We start from the raw sequence: 22,382 nt of genomic DNA, 5'->3' as shown, positions 1-22,382 counted from the left end.
ACTGGTCGCATGCCAAGGAGCGGTGGCCTCGATTTCGAGTGGCTCGCCGCTGCGCTGAACAGAGCACAAGAATGGGCTGGAATATGAAGCTGAAGGTGATTCTCGACCGGATTTCTTGCCGGGATACTGAAGACATCGTCGGATCGGATGAGATCTACATCCAAGGGGCGGTGGCAGCGGATTCTGTCATCCAGCCCATCCTGACGAAGCCGGTCGACATCCGGGAAGGTCAGATCCTGGCATTCGCTGACGACCAGCGCGTCATCTTCAACGGCGAACTCCCGAAATCCGGAAACCTTATCATCAACCTACGTGCTATCGATAGTGACTTCGGTAAGGACTGGGAGGGTAAGGGATACCGGAAGGCGGTACGGGAAATCGCCGACAGCTTGGCCGAAAACGCGCACTATGTCGTCGCCCCTGCGCTGGCTGTCGCTACCGCAGGCCTGAACCCGTTCCTGATCCCCGTCGTCTCTTACGTCGGTGGCCTGGCCGCTGACAAGGCTGCCAAGGTTGTCGTGGGAATCGTTGACAAGGGGGTTGCGGCTGTTATCGAGGCGTCCGACCCGGACGACGTTCTAGGGACTCTGGAGAAAGAAATCGCAGTGGCCGACCTTGGGCACGAGGCCCGCGTCATGCCTGGCGTATGGTCTTTCAAGGAGACTGGTATCGGAGTCTCCACCTGGGATTACGACATCCACTACTCGATTCACATCGAACCGTGAGCAGCGGGCTTATTTGGCAAGGATACTGATCGGGTGTCGGTGCCCGCCATGCACGCGGCTCCTGTGCCGTTGGGGGAGGTGTTCGACATGTCCCTCAATGGCACAGGAGCCTCGCGCGAAGAGCGGCCCCGATATGTTCTGTCCGACAGCACATGTGGTCACCCTTCGACCGGACGGAGGCTGTTGTGAGTATCGTCCGTGGTGTCCGGCCGTGGCCCACGACCTGACCGTCGCCCACATGGTGCAGCCTCGTCTGCGCCGCATGACCAGGTAGGTCAACTCCCCAGTTCAGGGTTTCTGATTATGGTCTTCTGCAACACACTTCAGCTTCAGTGTTGAGCTCTGCTGTGTCAGCCGCGCGTGGTACGTCGCCTCGGCACTACCGGGCAGGCTCCACAGCAAAGCGCCCGCCGCGACGAGTGCGGCCAGCCCGACAGTCGACCTGGCGAGCCGCCTGCTCAGAAGAGGGACCTGGTCGTATGCGAACTCGACCACGGCGGCTGTCGTGCCCTCTACTTCTACTCGAACAGGGACTCTGTATGTGATGGGTTTTCCGGTCAGAAGCAGCTTCTTCCCCTTGGCTTGGACCTCCACGCGTCCTTGACAACCCGGGCGGAGATCGAGCTCGGCATGACCGATACCCACGGTGGCGGTACCGCTCCCGGAATCATCTGAGATACGGATGCAAGATTTCGCGTTACCCAGATTGCGGACCCACAGCAGGGTGCTCCCCGACAGGCGGCCTCGTACCTTCGCCCTCGTAAAGCGTGCGTCGATTTCGTGGCGCACTCCCACCTGCACCACAGCTTCAGGCACTGACACGACACGGGGATTGTCCACCGACTGCACCATGACCGCGAAGACCGTCGGCCCTGGAGCCATTCGCGAACCCGGGGGAAGGGCGAGGGGAATCCCCACCTTCCGACGCTCCCCGGCCCGCACCGCTATCCGGCCCCGGTCGCGTCCGGCCTGCTCGGCGATGTCCCCCACCAGCGACAGCGTATAGACGGCATCGGCCTGCCCCTCGTTACAGATCAGCAGCTCCGCCTCGGTCTCCCCGCCTGGCACCAGTGGTTTCTGTGACGTCGTGAGCTCCGCTCGCAAACTCACTGGACGACGTCCTCGATGTCGAACACTGCTGTGCGCTCCTTCTCCTCCGTAAGGCGTGGCTCAGCCGAGCAGCCCGCGCGCCCTGGCTTCGGCGACGGCTTCACGGCGTTTGGACACCCCGAGCTTGCGGTAGACGCTGCGGACCTGAGTCTTGACCGTGTTCACGGATACGCAGAGACGCTCGGCTATTTCAATCAGAGTGAGGTCGCCGACCAGGAGTGCCACGACTTCCCGCTCCCTGCGCGACAGTTGCGTGCCCGGATCGACGTCCGCGCTGAGGACCTTGAGCAGCGAAGTGACGTGCCCGTCCGGGTCTCCTGTATCGGCCGCGCAAGCCACGAGCAGGGGGCGGCACCATGGCGCTTGCTCCTGGAAAATACGCACCATTCCCTCGTGATGGGCCAAGGAAGCCGCCTGGCGAAGCGCCTGCCGCACCCTCATGCCGGGCCTGCCGGACTGCTGCCATGCCAGAGCCGACAGCAGCCACGCCTCGGCCTTGAACGTACTTCGCCACTGCCCGCCGTTGCGCAACGGTTCCAGCAAGGCGAGGGCATCAGAGGGGCAAGTTCCCGTCGCGAGTTTCACATGAGCTGCGGCCAGGCGTCCGTACGGGTGCTGGAGTTCGGCGCTGCCCCTGCGCAGCAGCGCCGCGGCATCGTTCGTACGGCCCAGTGCCAGACGGACACGCACGCCCGTATAGACGGCACGCGCTCTCCAGCCGGGAGGGTCTCCGATTCGTTGACGTGTTTCCACGGCGGTCACGGCCCGTTGTGCGGCCCACGCGTTCTTCCGGGCGAGGTGCAGTTCGGCCTGCAGCAGGTCGGTTTCGGTGGCGCACAGCGCGCGCAATGCCGTCGGCGCGTGGCCGAAGCGGTCGAGGGCCTGTTCAAGAGTCTGGAGGTCGCCCCGCTCCCAGGCACGGCGCCCGTCACAGATGGAGACGAAGCTGTTGTACAGCTCACGCAGCGTGCCGGAGACCCCATCGCCGCTCAGCGAGGCGAGCGGATCAGGCTGAGCCGCGTACCCGTCGAGATAGGAGAGAAGTGAGGAGAGCGCGGCGTATCCGCTCGCCTGTGCTGTCCGTCCGTGGAGCTCGGCGTCGAGCCGGCTCGCGTTGAGCTGGCGGCGGGCCCGGTCCCCGTCCCCTTGCCACCAGTCGGTCAAGGCCAGATAGGGAGCGAGCAGTGTCTCGTGTTCCCTGGCCGAGCCGGCCCACAGTCGGCTGTCGGCTTTGGCGAGCACTTTACGGACCGTCTCGCTGCTGTGAGTGGCGGCACCGAGATCACCGTCCTGGTGGCACTGCATCAAGTGCACGATCGCGATCGCCCACTCGACCCATGTGCGGGACGGACGAGGGGATTCCTCGGCCAGTCCTTGCTCCGCTCTCTCGAGGACGGCAGCACCGTCCTCGAAGCGGCCGAGCACGGTGAGGGCCAGGGCGTACAGTGCGTCGGCTTCAGGCCGGGGAGGAGTGTCCTGCGTGGTGTGGAAGCGCCCGAGAAGGCGGAGAACGCTTTTCCCTTCACCTGAGAGGCACAACAGCACCGCGGTGTCGCGCAGCAATGTCCATGCGCGAGTGAAGTCGCGTCCCGACAACGCGTGATCCACCGCGCGGGCGGGAGATCCGTGGTCGCGATGCCAGTCCATCGCCGCGAGATGGGCCCTTTCCACCAGTTCGGCCCCCAGTCGCTCGTGCAGCAGGACACGCATTGGCGCCGCGATGCCGGGCAGGAACCGGTAACCGTCTTCATGCGAGGTCACCAGTCCGCTGGCGTCAGCGCAGCGGTGCAGGACGCCACCGGCGTCCGAGCGACCGGTGATGAGCGTGGGGAGGCCGGCGACGAGCGGATCCTCCACGACGCTGAGCTTCAGCAGGGCCAGCCAGTCCCTGTCCGATTCGTGCACTGCCGCTTCCCGCGCCAGCAATGAGGCGGCTTCCTGGTGCGCGCGTACGAGGAGGGAAGGCAGGTCCGCAGGAGAACCATTGGCCAGGCCGTTCACCACTTCGGCCAGGCTGTGAGCCCACCCGCCGGTGGCTTTGAGAAGACTCTCGACCAGGGAGCCGGAGGCCTCTATCCCGCGCTCAGAGCACAGGGCCTCGATCTCGGAGCGGGTGAACAGCAGTTTCTGAGCAGGGACCGCCAGGATGTCTCCTCCGCTACGGGGGCTCAGCCAGGGCAGATGCCTGCGCGTCTGCGTGGCGAACACCAACTGCAGGAAAGGGCAGGCGTGGCGGACGAGTTGCGCCAGAAGCTGGTGGACCTCAGCCGCGCGCACACGGTGAAGTCGGTCAATGACCAGGGTGACCGGCTGAGGCAGGCGCTTGAGCCATGCCAGCACCTCCGGGAGGAGGTCACGCCATTCCTTTCCCGCCGAGCCGGCGAGAAGTTCCGCTGTTCCCGCGACCGGCGCCGCGGCCGACAGCACATTGACCATCCGTGCCAGGAGCCGGGCGGAATCACGTTCTGAGCCGTCCAGGCTGATCCAGGCGGTGTTGTGGCCATTTTCTTGGTTGTTCCAAGACGCCCAGTCGGCCAAGGCGGTTGTTTTTCCTGAACCCGTGGGAGCCGTCACGAGCACGACCCGGGCAGCTGAGACGTGGGCGGTGAAAAGGCGGCGCAAACGGGGCCGCGGCACTGGCGCGAGGCGTGTGAACGGAGGGGCCGTGGTCATTATCCGCACCTGATGGGAGTTATGCTGATGGCTCTGCTACGGAAAAGGAAATTTCCGCGGCCGTGCAGGGAAAGGCAGGCATCCGTCGGGTCGGCGACTGCCCCGTAGTTCTCACCATCATGCTACGTAGCGTCGTTGCCATTGGACGTCGTCCATTTGGATACACCCTCGTCAACAAACGGCATCGGGCCGCGCCTTGCTCTGCTCTCTTAGGCGAGCGGAAACCACTGGATCCCGACAGCGATTCGATTTGTGTGTCAGTTTTCCTGCGTCGGATTATCGGCAGTTGAGGGTGCGGGTGGGTTCTCTGCGGCGGAGGAGTGGGCACGGGGCGCTCATAGCAAATCTTTATGGCCTGATAAAGAGATCTCTCGTGACTGTCCTCTTGGGTGGACGAAGTGTCATGCTCCGGGGACAGCGAGAATTCATCTCGCTGCTCAGTGGGTCGGTACGCCGTGCCGCGTGCCGTGCGGACGCGGACAGTGCCGACCGGTGACGCAGGAAGGCCAGGAGTGACCGAGGCGGAACAAAACCGGGACGCCGCCCCTCGATCAGTGAAGTCCTCGCTGAAGAAGCACGCGCCGTGGATCAGCACGGCGGTGCGGTTCGGCCTGGCCGCCACATGGTTCTGGGCAGGGTGCGAGAAGCTCCTGAACGCTGACGCGTCCGTTGAGGCGGTGCGTGCGTACCACGTGCTCCCGGACGGCTTGGTCGCAGATGTCGGCTTCGGACTTCCGGCGTTTGAGCTCTGTCTGGCGGTCCTCTTGGCGGTGGGCCTCTGCACGCGCTTCACCGCCGCGCTCTCCGCCGTGCTGCTCGTCCTGTTCATGGCCGCGATCGCCCAGGCATGGGTGCGCGGCATGAGCATCGATTGCGGCTGCTTCGGCGGGGGAGGGGAAGTCGATCCGTCCCGGACCCGGTACGTCCAGGAACTGCTGCGTGACACCGGTTTCCTGACCATGAGCACTTGGCTGATCTGGCGCCCGCACAGCTGTCTGTCCATCGAAAAATGACCACAGTGGCCCACCGCCACAGCATTTGCCGAGCCGGCACTTGAATATCTGATGGGTACGTCCGTGAGCAAGAACCGATCCTCCTCCGCACGCAGCAGTGCCCGTGAGCGTCTGCGCGCTGAACGCCGACGCGAAGTGGAACGTGCCGAACGCCGGCGAAGGCTCGGTACTGTCGTCGGCGTGTCGTTGGCGCTGGCAACGGCCGTCGGCGTCACGGTCCTCATCCAGTCGAACAAACCCCGGGACACGCGGCCGCCTGTGGCACCCGCCGGTGCCACAGGAAAACAAGACCTGGTCATCGCGGTCGGCAAACCGGACGCGCCGGTCACCCTCACGGCCTACGAGGACTTCCGCTGCCCCGGATGCGGGATGGTGGAGAAGGAGATCCACGGAGCTGTCAACAAACTGGAGGACGAGGGGAAGCTGCGCGTCGAGTACCACATACTGTCGTTCATCGACCGCATATCGTCCGGCAACGGGTCCAAGCACGCGGCCAGCGCCGCGGCCAGCGCTCAGGACTCCGGAAAGTTCCGTGAGTACCACGATCTGCTGTTCGCCAACCAGCCTAGCGAACTCGACGATCGCTTCGGTGACAAAAAGGTCCTCCTCGACCTCGCCTCCAAGGTGACCGGCCTCAAGAGCGCGAAGTTCGTGGCAAGTGTCACCGAGGGCACCCACGACACCTGGGTCGGGAAGGTCCAGCACGCCTTCGACCGGCAGTCCGCCATCAAGACCACCCCGTCCATCATCTTCAATGGCAAGAACCTTGTGAATGACAGGGAGAATCCGTTCACCGCGCAGCGGATCACCCAGCTCGTCAACGATGCCGCCAAGAAAGGCTGATGCCGCGGTGACCCGTCGCGAAGACCGCTGAGTCTGTCAGCCGGCCTGACGCCGTACGGCATCGACCGAGGCTTCCTGGCGGCACACGAGGGCGAGCAGGTCGCGCGCCGGGCCAGTGGGACGGTGACCGGTCGGCCAGATCGCCCGCAGGGTGCGTGTCAGGTTGATCCCCTTGACCTCGACCGTGACCAGGCGACGTGCCGTCAGGTCGTCCTGGACGGACAGGGCACTGACCACGGCCAGCCCGATTCCGGAGGCCACAGCCGCCTTGATCGCGGTGGTGGAAGGCAGTTCCAGCAGGGGAGCGGTCGGCCCGCCGTGCGCTTCGAGCGCCCGGCACAGGACCTGCCGGGTGCCGGATCCCTGCTCCCGCATGATCAGCGAGGTCCCGGCCAGCTCGGCCGCGTGCGCCGGGGCATGACGTCGGGCCCATGGGTGGTGCGGAGCGGCGATGACCACGAGCCGGTCCTTGGCCACGGGCACGGCATCCACCCCGGGCGGCACCATGGCACTCTCGATGAAACCGAGATCGGCCTCGCCCGAGCGGATTCTGTCCGCCACGGCTTGGGAGTTGCCGGCGCTGATCGAGACAGCGGCGCCGGGCCGTTCCCCCCGCAGGGCGATCAGCCACCGGGGCAGCAACTGTTCGACCACGGTCTGGCTCGCCGCCACCCGCAACTGGTTGTCGCGTCGGGCACGCAACGTCTCGATTCCCGAATCCAGCGCCTCTGCTGCCTCCAGTACGCGGCCGGCCCAGCCGGTCACCAACGCGCCGGCCTCGGTGAGCCGGGAACCGTTGGACGAGCGCTCGATCAGTCCCACTCCGATCAGTTGCTCCATGCTGCGGACCCGGGCGCTGGCGGCGGGCTGGGTGATGCCCAGCTCACCGGCGGCCTTGCCCAGACTGCCCAGCCGGGCCACGGCGAGCAGGAGCTCCAGGCTGGATATTTCCGGGACGCGATGGGACAAAGACACGTGGCGTACCTGTTTCTGCATCAAAAGCTTTTGGTTCACGGTCTGTTCTGTCTGTGCTGGGGCCCGTCGCGACGGGCCCCAGCACAGACAGGAGCGGAAAGTCCGTCCCGTCGGGCACACACCCGACGGGCAGGACGACGTGGTCTGCTCGAAGCTTCTCAGATGCCGAGATCGGTGAAGAACTGGTAGCTGGTGGGGTCACCCGGCATCAGGAAGTGGAAGCCCTCAAGGAAGAAGGAGGCCACGAAGTTGACCGCGGCGAAAGCCGCGAGCACGGCAAGGGTGAAGGTACCCGCGCGCCGGAGTAGACGCGACTTCGCCGCCGCGTCCAGCGGGCGGACGTCATCGACGAGGACGAGGTTGAGCCCGGCGGCCAGCACGGCCAGACCGAAGGTGACGAGGGCCCAGGTGTACAGGTGCAGGCCGAAGAGGGCGCCGGCGTAGCCCGGGTCCGGCGGCACGATGTGCATCAGCACCTGCGAGCCGGAGACCACGCTGCCGCAGAGGGCTGCGACGATGGCCATGCCCCAGCCGGAGGTGAATTCACGGGTGGTGACGGCGCCTTTACGGGAGCGCGCGATGATGCAGGCCGGTCCGATCGCGCTGAGCAGCATGAACATCCGCTGCAGGAGGCACAAGGGGCACGGGTACTCCCACAGGCCGAACTGGAAGAAGAAGGCTCCGCCCAGTACGGCGCACATCCCGAGCACGTAGAGGTGCGCGAACCACAGGCCGAGACGGTGGGTGAGGCGGGCGGTGGAATCGAGGGGGGCGGGCATGGTCATGGGATTTCTTCCTCAGAAGCTCAGGCCGAAGGGGCGGTCGAGGTGGGGGGCGAACACCACCAGGGCGACGGTCAGGGCGCCGGCCCAGAGCAACAGCCGGCCCCGGCGTGACCAGTCGCGGAGCACCGCTGTGACGCACAGGAGGATGAGAAGGAAAAGGATGGTGTACATGGTGTCTCTGCTTCGTCGGAAGGCCTTGACTTCACCTTCCGACGGGACACCGGACATCGGTAGCGGCGACGGACCGATGCATCCATAGGGCCGGGTTATGTCTCGTCGGCCGTCGAGAGCCGCACACCGGTCATCGGGGAGGGCGCCGACGTGACGATCGGGCGCCCGGCCGAGGGGCGGGGGACATGTCTGCAAGAGAGCCCGCCCGCCCAGTGGCCTGGCCGCGGAAAACGCCGGACGGGAATGAGAGCCGACCGCGGTCCGGAGCGCCGTGTTCTCTGTCACATTCTATGGATTCATCCTTGACGCGGATGGCGCGAGAAGGCAGCTATCGGCGGGTCAGGGACGGCGAGTTACGACGTCGAGTGACGGAGACATAGATCCACTTTATGTATCCATCGATCACACGCCGCTACTGAAAGCTGATCCCCGGCCCAAAACTGGTGGTCATGAACACCACTACTGCACAGCGGCCGGCTCCGGCTGTCCGCTCCCGGCGGCTGCTGCACCACCTTGAGCAGCCCCGCCACCTCTTCCGGCACCTGGGGCCGAACTGGTTCGCCTCGGTGATGGGCACCGGCATCGTCGCGAACGCGGCGGCGACACTGCCCGCCCAGTTCCCGGGGATGCGTACGGCTGCCACGGTGGTGTGGGCCTGTGCGGCGCTGCTCCTGGTGGCGATGAGCGGTGCTTGGGCCGTTCATTGGGCGCGGTACCGGACCCATGCCCGTGGCCACGGCGCCGACCCGGTCATGTCGCAGTTCTACGGTGCTCCGCCCATGGCCCTGATGACCGTCGGGGCGGGCACGCTGCTGCTGGGCAAGGACGTCATCGGACTGTCCGCGGCCGTCACAGTCGACTGGATCTTGTGGCTGGCCGGTACGGTGCTCGGGCTGCTGGCTGCGTTCACCGTTCCCTACCGGATGATCACCCGGCACAAGATGGCGCCGGACTCCGCGTTCGGCGGCTGGCTCATGCCTGTCGTGCCGCCCATGGTGTCCGCCGCGATGGGAGCTCTGCTGATACCGCACGCTCCCGCGGGGCAACTGCGGCTGACCATGATCCTGGCCTGCCTCGCGATGTTCGGGATCAGCCTGATCGCGGCGTTCATCATCATCACGCTGATCTACTCGCGCCTGCTGCACCACGAGACCCCCGCGGCCCGGACCGTTCCGACGCTGTGGATCGTGCTGGGACCGCTCGGCCAGTCGGTGACCGCCGCGGGGCTGCTGGCGAACGCGGCTCCTTCCGCGCTGCCCACTCCCTACGCACAGGGACTGGCCGTGTTCGCCCTGGTCTTCGGCGTCGTGACCTGGGGATTCGCGATGCTGTGGCTGGCACTGGCCGCGGCCGTGACCGTACGGACCGCCCGTACCGGACTTCCGTTCAACCTCACCTGGTGGGGCTTCACCTTCCCGGTGGGCACCTGCGTCACCGGTACCACCGGCCTCGCCGCCCGCACTGGAGCCGAGGTCTTCACCTGGGCCGCTGTCGCCCTCTACGCGCTGCTGGTGATCGCTTGGGCGGTGGTGGCGGTCCGTACCGCACGCGGAGCCCTGAGCGGCAAGCTCTTCCTGCCGCCGATTCCCGCCCAGGCGCCGGTTCCCGCCGCGGTTCCGGTGCCCGAAGCGGCGTAGCGAGCGAAGCGTGCGCCTCCACGACTTCTGGTTCCTGGTGATCGCCGCTCTGTGGAGCGGCTATCTCCTCCTCGAGAGTTTCGACCTGGGTGTCGGTGTCCTCACCGGCATCGTCGCCCGGGACGAGCGGGAACGTGACGCCCTCCTCGCCACGATCGGTCCTGTCTGGGACGGCAACGAGGTCTGGTTGATCACCGCTGCCGGAGCGGCCCTCGCGGTCTTCCCGGACTGGTACGCCGCCCTTGTCAGCGGCTTCCGCCTTCCTTTCCTCGCCCTCCTGGGCTGCTTGGTCGTGCGCGGTGCTGCTCTCGGATACCGCCGCGGGCGAGAGAGCCGGAAGTGGGGCCGGAACTGCGATCGCGCAGTCTTCTGCACCTCGGTGTGTTCCGCTTTCCTGTGGGGCACTGTCTTCGCCAACATCGTTCACGGGATGCCGATCGGTCCGGACGGGAACGTCAGTGGATCCGCCCTCGATCTGATCAACCCGTACACCTTGCTGGGCGGCGTTCTCGCCGTCGTGCTCCTCACCTTCCACGGTGCGGTGTTCGCCGCCCGCAGGGCGACCGGTGATGTGCGCGACCGGGTCCGGATGATGATCCGGCCGTTCGGCATCGTCGTGGTGGTGGTCGCCCTCGTCGCTTTCTCACGCATCGAGATCCATGAGCACGGCGTGGCCACGGCGGTGGTGATGACTGCCGCTGTGCTGACGACGATCGGTGCTGTGGAACTCGGTGAACGGGGCCGGGGCCATTGGGCGTTCGCCCTGTCGGGAGCAGCGCTCGCGGCTGTCTGCGCCACGTCCTTCCTCGCTCTCTTCCCGAATGTCGTGCCTTCCTCCCTTGGCGCGGCCTGGAACCTGACAGCAGCCGATGCCGCTGTCGGCCCGAGCACGCTGAAGGTCCTGACGTGGATCGGGATACCTCTGGCGCTCTTCCTCGTCGGCTGTCAGGCGTGGGCCTACGGGGCGCTCCGTAAGCGCGTCGGTCTGCTGAACAGCCCGGTCATCGAACAACAAAGGAAGTAATGTTTCGGCAAACGTTAAGCCGCTTTGAACAGCTTCAGCTCCTTGAAATTCTGCCAAGGCTTGACCTGGACCTGCGCTTCGTAGACGGCCGAGTCGGTCCCGTCCGTCGCCCGCAGCCTCAAGAAGTACATGGTTCCCGCGACGACTTGCCGCTGGGCATGAAGGACGCGGCCGAGTTTCAGGTGCTGGTCGGTCATCGTGTTGTGCTCGTCGACAGCGAAGGACGCGGCGTCCAGGACGCCTGGACTGTCCACGGGAACGTCCGACTTGCCGCCTGCGGCAGCCGGACGCTCGGTGCGGTGCCCGCTGGGGGATTCCGTTGAGACGGCCAAGGCCGTCCCCCCGCCGACCAGGACTACCGCAACTGCGGCGGCTGTGATGACTGTTCGGGTGCGCACGGTGTGTCCGGCTCTCGTCGACGATTTCCATTCGATTCGATTGGCCGACCTCGTAGGGACTCTTATCGAATGTTCGCGTTTCATATATGTCCTTAACCGGATCCTGGCCTGGCCGGAGCGTTGTCCGGGAGCTCTCTCGTCACGGTGCCGGAGCGTGCCGTTCGAGGGCAACTTCCGTGTACGACCGATGCTTTGGCCCACTGCCGGTGCATGCCGGCGCGAGTGGGTCGAGTGCCTGAATTACCAGGAGAGGGCCGCGGCCATGTCTGTGGGAAGAAGAGTTGAATGTGAGCACTAATATAGTTTCAGAAGGCGCATCTCCGGCCATGCGGGAGTGTTCCGTGTCGGTCCGAGTGCGTGTGTCGCAAGCCCTACCCCGAGGGAGTGGAAGGCCGTGAGCGGGAGTGACCCGACAAAGGCGCTGCGGGTTCTGATCGCGGAGGACGAGCCCCTCATACGTTACGCACTTCGCACCATGCTTGATTCGGCGGACGACATCACTGTGGTCGGTGAGGCCGACGACGGTGCGGAAGCCATCTCTTTGGCAGGCGCGGAGCGGCCCGACGTAGTGCTGATGGATGTGTGTATGCAGCCTGTCGGCGGCATCGACGCCACCCGGCAGATGCGCCGGGTGTCCCCGCTCACCCATGTCCTGATCGTCACCTCCCACCATGACGGAGCCCTGGTCAACGAAGCCATGCAGGCAGGCGCCAGCGGGTTCGTTCTCAAGACCACCAGCCCTGAACAACTTCTGAGGGCGGTACGAGCGGTCGCCGCGGGCGACATGATCTTTTCCAACCCGGTGGGTGCCACGCTCCTGGGGCAGTGCCAGGCCACGCCTGCTTCCGGCGCGCCGGTCACCCCTGACGAGCAGGCTCGTCTGGCGACCTTGTCCCGCCGTGAACTCGACGTCCTCGGCCTGGTCGCCGAAGGTCTCTCCAACTCCGATATCGCCACGGTCATGTCTATGGCGCCTGCCACCATCAAGACTTACGTCTCCCGGATCCTGCGCAAGCTTCAGCTGGAGAATCGCACGCAGGCCGCAATCCTTGCCTACGAGGCCGACCTCGCCTCCCAGCCCACGTACTGAAGGACCGCATGAGCGTCGAACACGCAGCGCCGTGATCGGCAGGCAGGTGCCGTGCCGTCCTTGTCGCCAGGCGCAGACTGTTGAAGGAGACCTTTCCAAGGTGTCCGGCATCGAATCAGAATCACGTACCGAAGAAAAGGGGGCAGTGATCAGTCGGTTCACCCGGGGACTTTCCGGCTTCTCACGAGGCTGGCGAGCAGGTGAACAGGCGGATAATTCTGAGAATGTCGTCACTGCCTGGTACGACACCGTTTCCTGGATCAAGGCGCCCCCTTGGACCATCAACGTCGCCACGGCCTTGGTGGTTTTCATGGCGACCCTGGTCTGGGCCGTTGACCCCAGTCTTCAGAGGCGGGGGCTGGTGCACGACATACCGGTTGAAGTCGTCTGCACTGTCGCCGCTTCCCTCGTCTTCCTGCTGCGGCGGGCGTGCCCGCTGGCATGTGCGCTCGCGGGTGTCGGCCTCATGCTTGTCACGGGCTGCCCGTATGCCGTGGTGCTGGGTGCGTTCTGGGTCGGCCGCAAGCTCCGCCGGGGGCTCTGGTGGGGCATCGGCATCGCGCTGCTGAACTTGCTCGCCTTCTCGCTGGCCTACCCGCACAGCGGTTTTTCCTGGCAGATGTACGACGGGATCCTCAGCCCCTTCCTCCCTGCTCTGGTCGGCTGGTCGGCCCGCCAGGAGGCCGTGGTGAAACTCCTGCTGTCGGAACGCCTCAAGTGTGCCGAGCGGCATGCGGAAGCGGCGGCGCGGGAATCGGTACGCCAGGAGCGGGAACGGCTCGCGGAAGAGCTGCACGACACCATCAGTTTCCGGCTGAACACCGTGGCCATGTACGCGGGAATCATCGAGTCGCGCAAGGACCCAGGGAATCCTGACCGAGACCATTCCGCCCTGATCCGTGAGTCCGCGGTCTCCGCCGTCAGAGAGCTGCAAGTGCTGCTCGGCTACCTCAAGGAAGACGAAGGGGAAGGCGATTCACGGAAGGGGCTGAACCGCTACCTCAGCGCGAGCCCCAAACTCGTGCGGGAAGCGATCGCAGCGGGCCTGCACGTGGAGATGACCGTCTCGGGGGACTGGCCGCTCCTGCCTCGTGAAACGGATCTCGCGGCATACCGGCTGGTGCAGGAGGGGCTCACCAATGCCCTGAAGTACGCCAGTGGCGCAAAGGTCGATGTCGTCATCGAGCATCAGGTCGGAGCCATGACGGTCGCGGTGGTCAACACGGCCCCTCAGGGGACCGGCGGCCATCAGTCGGGATCGGGGCTCGGCCTGAAGGCGATGCAGCGGCGGGTGGAAAAGGCGAAGGGAGAGTTCAAGGCAGGCCCGACGGCCGAAGGTGGATTCGCTGTGCGGGCCAGTCTTCCTTTGCCTACGGTCGCGGCCCAGTGACGGCCGCCGAGCGAATTTCCTTGATCCACATTCACCCCGGATGTATGACGTGGCGGCAGGGGGCGCGGCAGGATGCCTGACAACCTGCAATGACCAGCAGGGCGCCGGCCGGAGGCGACGGTACGGCATCGTTCCTCGACCTTCGGGAACGACGAGTGCCTGACTCCTGCATCCTGTCGGGGAGATGGAGGACGGGCGTGGGTCAACGTGGCATACGCAGGCAGTGAGCGCCGCCGTCCTAGGGCTCGCAGTCTCCGCTCTGTACGACTCCCTCAGCAGGCTGGTTACGTCAACAACCGGGGGAGGCAGCGGGTTCCATGCGCGATGTGGGACTGTCCATACGCGATGTGGGGCTGATGAGCCTCGCAAGAATACGGTGGACCTTGATCGTGGTACGTCGGTGGGTTAAGCATGGACTGGCGAGAACGTGATGTCGCCATCTGGGGATTCGAGGCGGTGACGTCACCCAGATTCGCACGTCGCCGAGGGATTTCTCCCACTGCCCGCCACGAAGGGGCGGGCAGTGGGAGCTTCGTACGATGGCGAAATGCGATGGCGCCTCCAGCAATGCGTTTCGCTTGGGGCCCGGCCACGTCGTTGCGCTGGTCTTGGCTATAGCGTTGAGCGGGGGCATGGTAATCGGAGCCGGGGAAGTGGTATGAGACCGAGTGACGCCGAAGGTATTTCTTGCGGTTCCATGGCTGTCCGCGCGGACAGTATCGCTGCCGCTGTCTGCCCGGCCTGTGGCATAGCCATCGCGACGGAGCCGTATTGTCCGGCCTGTGGCAGCCCCATACTTGATGTCGACCAACCGGTCGGTATAGGTCCGCGACCCATCCCGGCACCGTCCGAGGAAACCGGTAAGCACCATTCGGCGCTGCCCTCGGCCACGATCTCTGAACCACCCCGGGACCAATCGGCCACCGAGCCGGTCTTGGCGAAAGCGGCAGCCGGCATGGGAAACCATCACAGCCAGGTTCCGGCAGGGCAGCCTCGACGGAAGTGCTCGAGCTGCCGCACGGAGAATCCGGTGGACCGGACCTACTGCACACACTGTGCTGCGGCACTCGTGCCGGCAGTCATCAAGGCCGACGGCCCCGCATGGCGTCGGCATGTCGCCGAATGGCTCCAGGCGCGCCCGCGCGTCTGGCAATGGGACCGGCGCCGCATCGTCGTCATGTGGTCGGTGATCGCGCTCGTCGTCTGCACGGCGGTGGGCCTGCCGTCGTACGTACTCAGAGGCACCGCATGCGCCGCCTCCCGTATAGAAGACCGCCTTACCGGGCAGGTTCGGGAAGTACCGACCGAAGTCACGGCTGCCGGAGACCGGTGGCGAGCCACCTTTGACAATCCCTACCGGCTCACCAACACCGTGCTGTTCATAGCGATGCCCGAAGAACCTGGACGGCTGAAATCCGCACAGCCGATGACGGTATCGATAACGGCTGTCACCAAGAGCGGCACGGCTGTCACCAAGGACGTGGAACTTGCGGACCCTTCGGGTGAGGAGGGTACGTATTGGGGCCTTGACCGTGTCGTCGAAGTCATCGTCAGGGTCGTGAGTCATCATGCTGGTTCCGGTGCGGGGTTGCTGTCACCGGGCCTCGCTGAGGTGCAGTTCTTCACGCGCGACTGAGCTGTTGACGCGGCGTGTGGAAGGAACGGACTGGATCGAGGCGGACTGTTCTCGCTCCTGGCGACGGTGCTCGACCCCGGAGACGGCGCGCGTGCACAGCCGCTGCCCAGTGGATATGGCAGAGGCCGGACGAGGTGAATCACCCTCACCTCATCGGGTGAACAACGTCTGCCCGATCATCCGGGGACTCCGGCCTATGGGTCATCACCTTTGGGTGGTGGCGGTACCGACTTTTGGTGCACGTACGGGTGATCCGCTGTCCGTAGGATCGATGGCATCGATGGCGTTAAACCGCCTCGATGCCATGTCTACTTTAAGGGTCTTCATCGTTCATGATGGCTAAAAGAAACCCGCTGCGCTCGCGAGGAAAAGCTGGAGCACCCAAAGAAAAAACCCGTGGCGGACTTGTATGGGCACTGAGGGACTGGCGCCTTTCGACACGTATGGCGGTCGTGTTGATCCTGCCATTGGCCTTGGCTATCGCACTGGCGGTTCCGCGGGTCGGGGATTCCTTGGCGTACGCCGACCGGATGGGCCGGGAGGAGAAATTCGCCGACCTTGTACTTTCCGCGACCGAGCTCGCCCACGCCCTGCAGAATGAACGGGACGCCGAGGCCTTGGGCAAGCGCGCGAAGTCCGGCGAAGTCTCCGCGTTCCGGGCGGCGACCGACAAGTCCCTCTCCGAATACTATCGGCGGACATCGGTCGAAGGACCCAGTGCCGGTCTCAAACAACGCCTCAAGGAGGCGGAGAGCCAGCTGAGCGGGCTTTCCGCACTCCGCATGCAGGCTTTCACGACCGGTCTCGACGCGGTTCACAGCGAGATGGCGTACACCGCCATCGTCACCCCCTTGCTCGCTCTCAGCATCGAAGCGGGATTCGCGAGTGCTTCCGACGGCCGGGCGCTCTACGCACTGTCGGTCGGCAAGGCATCGGTGTCGACCCAGCGGGCCCTGCTGAACGCTGAATTCGCCGGTGGCGGGGCCGGAGCGAAAGATGAAGCTGCGGCCGTCGTGGCCCAAGAGGGCTTGCAAGTCCTGGTGTTCAACGAGTTCAAGTCCGCGGCGACGGCCGGGGACCGGGAACTGTTCGCACGGGGCGTGCCCCCTGAACGAATCCGCGATCTCGTCCAGAAGGCAGTTGCTCCGGCGAATTCAGTGACGACGCCTCCCGTCGCTGGCCGGGCATCGCGACAGGCGAGTGCGAGTGCTCTTGCCAAGGAGGAGGAGGGGTGGGACAGCACGACGGGCCAGATGCTGGACGAATTGCACAAGCTGGAGATGCGGATCGCCCAGCGTATCCAGAAGAACGCCGCGGAGAGCCGGTCAGCGGCCCAGCACAAGGCCCTCAGGGAGGGCGCACTGGTCCTGGCGGCGCTCCTCATCACCGTCGGGCTCGCGGTCCTGATCGTCCGCGCCACCGTCAAGAAGCTCAAGAGGCTGCGGAGCGTGGCGCTCCGCGCGGCCAAGCAGGATCTGCCGGAGCTGGTGGCGGCGTACGCGGAACAGCGTCCGGGCGAGGTGATGCCTCAGCCCATGTCGATCGATTTCGGTACGCGCGACGAGGTCGGTGACGTGTCCCGGGCCTTCGCTGCCGTTTTCGAGGAGGCGCTCAAGCAGGCCGGAGAGCAGGCCGCACTCCGGGCGAGCGTGGGCACCATGCTCGCTTCCATGGCCCGGCGCAGCCAGGCACTGGTCTACCGTCAGCTCGACGTGATCACGGAACTGGAACAGTCCGAAGCCGATCCCGAGAAGCTCAACGACTTGTTCCGCGCTGACCACCTGGCCACCCGAATGAGGCGGCACGGCGAGAACCTCCTGGTCCTCGCCGGAGAGAGCCCGGGGCGAGTGCACCAAGAGCCGGCTCCCCTCATCGATGTCCTGCGCGCGGCAGGCGCTGAGGTGGAGCAGTTCGAACGTATCCAGGTGATAGCACCGCAGGAAACCGATGTGCTGGGGCCTGTGGTGCATGACCTGACACACCTGCTCGCCGAACTACTGGAGAACGCCACTCAGTACTCGGACCGCGCCGACGCGGTGGCCGTCACGAGCCGCATCACCCTCGCCGGTGACCTGGTGATCGAGGTCGATGACAACGGGGTGGGCATCGACGGGGAACAGATCAACAGGCTGAACGCGATCCTCGAGCGGACGCCGGTGATGAACGTGGCGATGACCCGGTGCATGGGCCTGTACGTCGTCAGCCAGCTCGCGGCGAAGCACGGCGTCCAGGTGCAGCTCCGCTCCGTTGGCAAGGGGTGCACCGCTGTAGTGACCGTTCCTTCGTCGATGCTGGCCCGTGCTGGCCGTCGGCGCAGTGGGACCGTACGGGACTTCGCATACCGGCAACAGGTCCGTCCGGTCGGAGAGAACCCACGGGGTGTTGTACCGGTGGCAGAGATGCCGACCGTACAGGCCCCCACGGAGCCCACGGAATCCACCGACGAACAGACTGACGCGGCCGCACCGGTACCCACGACCCCCAAGGGCCTTCCCCGACGGGTCCCGCGGGCAGCACTGCGCGAGGACGCGCCGACGGCGACCGACCCGCGTGACGGCGACAGCGCTTCGGAAGCCAGCGGTATGTCGCCGGAAGAGTTCCAGCAGAGACTGGCCGGCTTCTGCGGTGGAGCTGAGCGCGGACGACAGGACACCGCGCAGGACGTGTCGAGTGACAACAACAGATACTGGAGTGATCCCCAATGAACCAGGATTGTGTTGCCCATCCGGTCAGCTGGATGATCAGAGATTTCATCGAGGCGACACCTGGCCTCCGGGGAGGCATAGTCGTCTCGTCCGACGGGCTGACGCTGGCCGAATCAGGCGGGCTGAGTGAGGACGACCGGGACCGGCTCTCGGCCGTCGTATCCGGGATCGTCGCCCTGTCCAAGGGGGCGTTGTCCATCTGCGGCGGCACACGGGTGAACCAGACCCTGGTGGACATGGATCAGGGCTATCTCTGCCTCATGTCCATCTCCGAGGGATCCACTCTCGGTCTCGTCACTCACCCGGCATGCAATATCGGCCTCATCGCCTATGAGGCGGCACGTCTCGTCGATCGAGTCGGCCGTGCGATGACGCCGGCCGTGCGGGTGGAGCTGCGCCGGATGATGCTCAACTGACATCCGGATCGGTGGACTGTTCCCACCAGGCGGTCCGGGGCCCGGTGGATGGTGTGCCGCGACGCCGGGGCGCACCATCCGGAATGGTGTCGGGCCCAGGGCACGGCGTCAGGTCCGGGCCATCCAGGTGTCCAGGGCCTGTCGGGTGTTCGGCCCGTAGACGCCGAGTGGATCGCCTTGCACAGGGGCCCATTTCTGAAATTTGGCCACGGAATCGGCCGTGTAGGAGTCGAACACTCCATAGTGGTGGCCGTCGTGGAAGCCAAGACGCCACAATTTTCGCTGCATCTCGGTGACCGCCGCTCCGGAATCGCCTTGGCGCAACGTGCCGTCGCCACCGTCGTGGTCGTCGGAGCTCGAGGCCGAAGGCGACGGGCTCGTGCGGGCGGTGGGGGAAGCGGCATCCGACGGAGTGGGGGCGTTCCCCGAACGCGCGGAAGACTCTGCTGAAGGCGGTCGCGGCGTGGCTGTCGTCCCTGGGCCGGGAGGGGAAACACTGTTCGGCTTCGAGGATGCGGCAGTCCGGGGGGATTCGCTCCGATTCGCCGTCGAGCGGGGAGCGCCGCCCGTGTCTTCATCGTTGGGATCGATCCGGCCCGCTACATCCCGGGTACCGGGCAGGCCAGGCAGCCCACTGTGGCCGTACAGCGCACCTGTTCCGACGATGCCCACAGCAGCCAGAAGTGCTGCTCCGCCGAGTGCGATGGGTATCCATCGGTGGCGGGTGCGCCGGTGTGAAGCGGGCTCCGGAAACGGGATACGGGGCCTTTGCACCGAGAGACTGGGTGGGGCAGTCACCTCGAGGGCATCCTGATCTGCTGTCGCCCTGCTGTCCAAAGCAAGCTCCGTGGTCACAAGCCCTTTCGTCATCTCGAGAAGACGACGAAAGGGCTTTTGCCGTTTGAGGTGAATGGATGCGGATGCATGAGTTCTCGACGGCTCTTGGCGTTGTCCAGTTGTGTCAGATGGCTCTATGTCCGTCCGAGCGGCCTCTTGGTCATCGATTATCACGGTGCTTGGATGCCGGTCTGGGGCGGCGAAAGTTAAATTGCTGTGGAAGAAGGTGGACACTTGGCCTTTGGTTTACCTGGCGGATGATCTGCGTGATAGAAGTGAGGTCCTGACCGGTCCGCGTGGACCGATTTCTTTTGTCGGCAGGTCGTGATTTTTGATGCGCCCGCGGCCTGTGGCCTCGTGAACGGACGTGTCGTTATCGGCAAGGGCCAAGGCCACCTTCACGATTGGGCTCGAGCGGTCCGGCCTGCCATCTCGTATCGTCCGGAAAGGGCCTTTTGATGGTCTGTGCACACAGCCCAGGTGCTGGTGCCGTTGTCGGCGGTTATGCCGGCATGCTGAACAAGTGCGTGCGGGTAAGCGCTGTTTCGCTTGTCGCGGCTACGGGAATCCTGACCGCTGGATCACCGGCCGCTACGGCCGCCCCGGCGGCACCCAGGGAATGCACGCCCGCCCTGGGCGTGGCAGGGCTCTACAACGAGTTCGTCGAGAAGGATGCGACCCGCTACTCGGACGCCGAAGGGGCGGTAGCCGTGGGCGGCAACGCGACATTCGGTGACGAGAAGACGAGGCAGGGCTTCTCGGTGGGTTCGAACCTGACGCCCGATCTGCTCCAGCACTTGCCCGACGGGCACAGTATGGTGGTAGGGGGAACCCTGAAGGCCAATCAGGTCACCCTGGTGAAGGGATCCGCGGTCTACGGCAAACTCGATCCCGCATACGGTAAGCCGCCCTTCAACTCGGGTGACCACAAAGCGGGTAAGTCTCCCATTGATTTCGGTAAGGAATTCGCCACACTGCGCGGCCTGTCGAAGACCTGGTCCGGCTTCAAGCCCAACGGGAAGGTCACTGTCGCGAAGGGCAGCTCGCCGGCCAGTACGACCATCTCCTTCACCGGTCACGATACCGAGACCAACGTCTTCACAGTCGAGGCCGCGAAGCTCGCCGGTGCAGGCACGATCAAGGTCGATGTCCCGGCAGGCTCGACGACCCTCATCAACGTGCTCGGCGACAAGTACGACATGCAGTCCGCCCCCACCCACGACCTCACCGCTCCGGACGCGCACAAGCTGCTGTGGAACTTCCCGCAGGCGACGTATATCCGCAAGAACTACACCGCCTGGCAGGGCACCATCCTCGCGCCGAACGCCAGCGTCCACCTTGGCGGCCCGACCCAGGGCGTAGGGCCCGGGGTGGTCAACGGTGAAGTCATTGCCAAAGAGCTCCTGAGCATCCCGGGCGCCGAGACTCACCAGGTGCCCTTCACCGGTTGCGTGTCACCGTCTCCGACCCCGCCCACCCCCACTCCGACACCCCCTACGCCTACCCCCACCCCCACCCCCACTCCTCCGAAGCCGAAGCCGAAGCCGTCCCCGACGTCCCCCGCTCCAGGACCCACGCACTCATCGGCCCCGCCGGCCCCGGCTCCCACGCACGCCTCGACACCGCCGAAGCCTCCTGTCCCGCCGCAGCCGTCGTCGAGCAGTTCGTCGCATGCCGCGCCGACCGGAAAGGACACCCCTTCCGGCCATTTGGCTCATACAGGAAGTGACGGCACGCTCGTGATGGCGATCAGCGCGGCGGCCTCACTGGCTGCCGGTATCGGTCTGTTCTTCCTCACCCGCAAGTGGCGTTCGCGCCGGAGCTGAGGGTGCGTTGACCCGGTCGGGAACCTCGATAATGCACCGAGGTGCTCGCCGGGTCCTTACGCGCGCTCGTAGACGGATCGTCAGAGTGTGCGTACAGGCCACCGGTTGGGTCGTGTGCCGTTGAGGTTTGCCGTGAGTGCGTGCGTCAACGATAGATGGTCGAATGTATGCCGATGGGTGACGAGGCGCGGCAACAGAGTCTCGTAGTGTCGGAATGTGGCCTGGCCGGAGACAGGCTCCGTGTCGGTGCGGAGCCTGCCGGGTCGTCAGGCCGCACCACGCGTGTGTGCCTGGGGGCGCTTGTTCGTGTCGTCTCCACGCGGGCGTGGGCCGCCGTGGCGGAGGGCAGAAGTCCTCGCCAGGCCGTGATGCCATCGGTGATCCAGCTGGAACTTCCGGGGACTGTGAGAAGGGTCGGTTGATTTCGAGCCGCGGGCGGCCACCGCACAGAATCTATGTGTACGCAGAATTCTACCCCTCGGAAGTGCAGCGAGCAGATGTGGGAATACGAGTACAATTTTTGGGTTGACGCACCTGCTAAATGCGTCTGGGATCTGTACGCCGAAGCTGATTCCTGGCCCCTGTGGGATGTGAGCGTTGAGCGCCTGCAGTTGCATGGACGGCTGGCCGAGGGGGCGACGGGTGTTCTGACCCGTAAGGGGGGAGATCCTATTGGAATCGCCGTCACAAGGGCTGTGGAGAACAGTGAGCTTGTTTATGAGGCGCAGCTGGACGACCTTTCGTCCGTACGCATGATTCACCGCTTGAGCGAAGTGCAGACAGGATCGATATGCCTTCCTCGTGGCGGCACGAAAATTGTGCATCGATGTGAAGTGACCGGGCTGTCGACAGGCCGCTTCGGATCGTTCGACGGCCCGGACCTGGCAGCAGGAATCCCTGAATCCGTCCACCGACTGGCGGAGATGGCTCGGCTGCGGATCGGAAAGCACGCGTGAACAACATGGAGCACAGCCCCGTCACTGCCACGGCCGCGGTGACGGCCAACCTCTTGAAGGAGGAGCGCCGGTTCGCGCCGCCTGCCGACCTGGCCGCGAGCGCCAACGTCACCGCGGAGGCGTACGAGCGGGCGCGGGCTGACCGGCTGGGCTTCTGGGCTGAGCAGGCCCG

Annotated in this window: 19 protein-coding genes; 12 read left to right on the top strand and 7 right to left on the bottom strand. The window is 65.3% G+C overall.

All coding sequences use genetic code 11. The features are described from left to right. The first annotated feature begins 83 nt into the window (after window positions 1-83). Window positions 84-725: a hypothetical protein gene (locus ACWD4A_RS28965; RefSeq protein WP_451198443.1), complete on the top strand. Its 642-nt coding sequence runs from the start codon at window positions 84-86 to the stop codon at window positions 723-725. A gap of 288 nt (window positions 726-1,013) precedes the next feature. Here ACWD4A_RS28965 and ACWD4A_RS28960 read toward each other — a convergent pair whose 3' ends face one another. Then, window positions 1,014-1,835, bottom strand: a complete 822-nt coding sequence (locus ACWD4A_RS28960; RefSeq protein ID WP_451198442.1) for a COG1470 family protein — start codon at window positions 1,833-1,835, stop codon at window positions 1,014-1,016. A 60-nt stretch (window positions 1,836-1,895) separates the two neighbouring features. Next, entirely contained in the window at window positions 1,896-4,508 is a 2,613-nt protein-coding gene (locus ACWD4A_RS28955) for a LuxR C-terminal-related transcriptional regulator (RefSeq protein ID WP_451198441.1), read from the bottom strand. 512 nt (window positions 4,509-5,020) lie between these two features. On the opposite strand from ACWD4A_RS28955, the gene ACWD4A_RS28950 reads away from it, so the two are divergent. After that, window positions 5,021-5,521 (top strand): MauE/DoxX family redox-associated membrane protein, encoded by a 501-nt coding sequence (locus ACWD4A_RS28950; protein WP_451198440.1) that lies wholly within the window; start codon window positions 5,021-5,023, stop codon window positions 5,519-5,521. A gap of 63 nt (window positions 5,522-5,584) precedes the next feature. Next, on the top strand, window positions 5,585-6,364 hold the full coding sequence (locus ACWD4A_RS28945) for a DsbA family protein (protein ID WP_451198439.1): 780 nt from the start codon (window positions 5,585-5,587) through the stop codon (window positions 6,362-6,364). A gap of 36 nt (window positions 6,365-6,400) precedes the next feature. Here ACWD4A_RS28945 and ACWD4A_RS28940 read toward each other — a convergent pair whose 3' ends face one another. The 3 genes from ACWD4A_RS28940 to ACWD4A_RS28930 all read right to left on the bottom strand — a co-directional run bounded on the left by ACWD4A_RS28940 (window position 6,401) and on the right by ACWD4A_RS28930 (window position 8,295). Then, a complete protein-coding gene (locus ACWD4A_RS28940; protein ID WP_451198456.1) occupies window positions 6,401-7,360 on the bottom strand; it encodes a LysR family transcriptional regulator in 960 nt (319 codons plus the stop codon). A 137-nt stretch (window positions 7,361-7,497) separates the two neighbouring features. After that, window positions 7,498-8,124: a disulfide bond formation protein B gene (locus ACWD4A_RS28935; RefSeq protein ID WP_451198438.1), complete on the bottom strand. Its 627-nt coding sequence runs from the start codon at window positions 8,122-8,124 to the stop codon at window positions 7,498-7,500. 12 nt (window positions 8,125-8,136) lie between these two features. After that, window positions 8,137-8,295 carry a hypothetical protein gene (locus ACWD4A_RS28930; protein WP_451198436.1) on the bottom strand — a complete coding sequence of 53 codons (159 nt, stop codon included), beginning with the start codon at window positions 8,293-8,295 and terminating at the stop codon, window positions 8,137-8,139. Between the two features lie 449 nt (window positions 8,296-8,744). Between ACWD4A_RS28930 and ACWD4A_RS28925 the strand changes: the two genes are divergently transcribed. After that, a complete protein-coding gene (locus ACWD4A_RS28925; RefSeq protein WP_451198435.1) occupies window positions 8,745-9,932 on the top strand; it encodes a TDT family transporter in 1,188 nt (395 codons plus the stop codon). A 10-nt stretch (window positions 9,933-9,942) separates the two neighbouring features. Beyond that, a complete protein-coding gene (gene cydB / locus ACWD4A_RS28920) occupies window positions 9,943-10,956 on the top strand; it encodes a cytochrome d ubiquinol oxidase subunit II (RefSeq protein WP_451198434.1) in 1,014 nt (337 codons plus the stop codon). Between the two features lie 14 nt (window positions 10,957-10,970). On the opposite strand, the gene ACWD4A_RS28915 is transcribed toward cydB, so the two are convergent. Then, window positions 10,971-11,354: a cystatin family protein gene (locus ACWD4A_RS28915; RefSeq protein WP_451198433.1), complete on the bottom strand. Its 384-nt coding sequence runs from the start codon at window positions 11,352-11,354 to the stop codon at window positions 10,971-10,973. Between the two features lie 394 nt (window positions 11,355-11,748). On the opposite strand from ACWD4A_RS28915, the gene ACWD4A_RS28910 reads away from it, so the two are divergent. From ACWD4A_RS28910 to ACWD4A_RS28890, 5 genes are all read left to right on the top strand, one after another. After that, window positions 11,749-12,444 (top strand): response regulator transcription factor, encoded by a 696-nt coding sequence (locus tag ACWD4A_RS28910; RefSeq protein WP_451198432.1) that lies wholly within the window; start codon window positions 11,749-11,751, stop codon window positions 12,442-12,444. A 100-nt stretch (window positions 12,445-12,544) separates the two neighbouring features. Next, the gene (locus ACWD4A_RS28905) at window positions 12,545-13,834 is read left to right on the top strand and encodes a sensor histidine kinase (RefSeq protein WP_451198431.1); all 1,290 of its coding nucleotides are present in this window, start codon (window positions 12,545-12,547) and stop codon (window positions 13,832-13,834) included. 1,030 nt (window positions 13,835-14,864) lie between these two features. Further along, window positions 14,865-15,470, top strand: coding sequence for a hypothetical protein (locus ACWD4A_RS28900; RefSeq protein ID WP_451198430.1), 606 nt, complete (start codon window positions 14,865-14,867; stop codon window positions 15,468-15,470). Window positions 15,471-15,943: 473 nt separating this feature from the next. Beyond that, window positions 15,944-18,175 carry a sensor histidine kinase gene (locus ACWD4A_RS28895; protein WP_451198429.1) on the top strand — a complete coding sequence of 744 codons (2,232 nt, stop codon included), beginning with the start codon at window positions 15,944-15,946 and terminating at the stop codon, window positions 18,173-18,175. After that, window positions 18,172-18,591 (top strand): roadblock/LC7 domain-containing protein, encoded by a 420-nt coding sequence (locus ACWD4A_RS28890; RefSeq protein ID WP_451198428.1) that lies wholly within the window; start codon window positions 18,172-18,174, stop codon window positions 18,589-18,591. The genes ACWD4A_RS28895 and ACWD4A_RS28890 overlap by 4 nt, the downstream gene beginning before the upstream one ends. 108 nt (window positions 18,592-18,699) lie before the next feature. On the opposite strand, the gene ACWD4A_RS28885 is transcribed toward ACWD4A_RS28890, so the two are convergent. Beyond that, window positions 18,700-19,461 (bottom strand): peptidoglycan-binding protein, encoded by a 762-nt coding sequence (locus ACWD4A_RS28885; RefSeq protein WP_451198454.1) that lies wholly within the window; start codon window positions 19,459-19,461, stop codon window positions 18,700-18,702. Window positions 19,462-19,940: 479 nt separating this feature from the next. Between ACWD4A_RS28885 and ACWD4A_RS28880 the strand changes: the two genes are divergently transcribed. Next, a complete protein-coding gene (locus ACWD4A_RS28880; RefSeq protein ID WP_451198426.1) occupies window positions 19,941-21,254 on the top strand; it encodes a choice-of-anchor A family protein in 1,314 nt (437 codons plus the stop codon). A 497-nt stretch (window positions 21,255-21,751) separates the two neighbouring features. Next, window positions 21,752-22,210 carry a hypothetical protein gene (locus ACWD4A_RS28875; RefSeq protein WP_451198425.1) on the top strand — a complete coding sequence of 153 codons (459 nt, stop codon included), beginning with the start codon at window positions 21,752-21,754 and terminating at the stop codon, window positions 22,208-22,210. Window positions 22,211-22,382 lie beyond the last annotated feature (172 nt).

Source organism: Streptomyces sp. NPDC002537, assembly GCF_053594975.1.
The sequence above is the reverse complement of the archived record's forward strand: the minus strand, read 5'-3'. Positions and strand labels throughout refer to the sequence as shown.

Coding starts and splice junctions, on each gene's coding strand:
- ACWD4A_RS28965 (WP_451198443.1), top strand. CDS start 84: ATGAAGCTGAAGGTGATTCTCGACCGGATTTCTTGCCGGGATACTGAA.
- ACWD4A_RS28955 (WP_451198441.1), bottom strand. CDS start 4,508: ATGACCACGGCCCCTCCGTTCACACGCCTCGCGCCAGTGCCGCGGCCC.
- ACWD4A_RS28940 (WP_451198456.1), bottom strand. CDS start 7,360: ATGCAGAAACAGGTACGCCACGTGTCTTTGTCCCATCGCGTCCCGGAA.
- ACWD4A_RS28935 (WP_451198438.1), bottom strand. CDS start 8,124: ATGACCATGCCCGCCCCCCTCGATTCCACCGCCCGCCTCACCCACCGT.
- ACWD4A_RS28930 (WP_451198436.1), bottom strand. CDS start 8,295: ATGTACACCATCCTTTTCCTTCTCATCCTCCTGTGCGTCACAGCGGTG.
- ACWD4A_RS28925 (WP_451198435.1), top strand. CDS start 8,745: ATGAACACCACTACTGCACAGCGGCCGGCTCCGGCTGTCCGCTCCCGG.
- ACWD4A_RS28890 (WP_451198428.1), top strand. CDS start 18,172: ATGAACCAGGATTGTGTTGCCCATCCGGTCAGCTGGATGATCAGAGAT.
- ACWD4A_RS28885 (WP_451198454.1), bottom strand. CDS start 19,461: ATGACGAAAGGGCTTGTGACCACGGAGCTTGCTTTGGACAGCAGGGCG.
- ACWD4A_RS28880 (WP_451198426.1), top strand. CDS start 19,941: ATGCTGAACAAGTGCGTGCGGGTAAGCGCTGTTTCGCTTGTCGCGGCT.
- ACWD4A_RS28875 (WP_451198425.1), top strand. CDS start 21,752: ATGTGGGAATACGAGTACAATTTTTGGGTTGACGCACCTGCTAAATGC.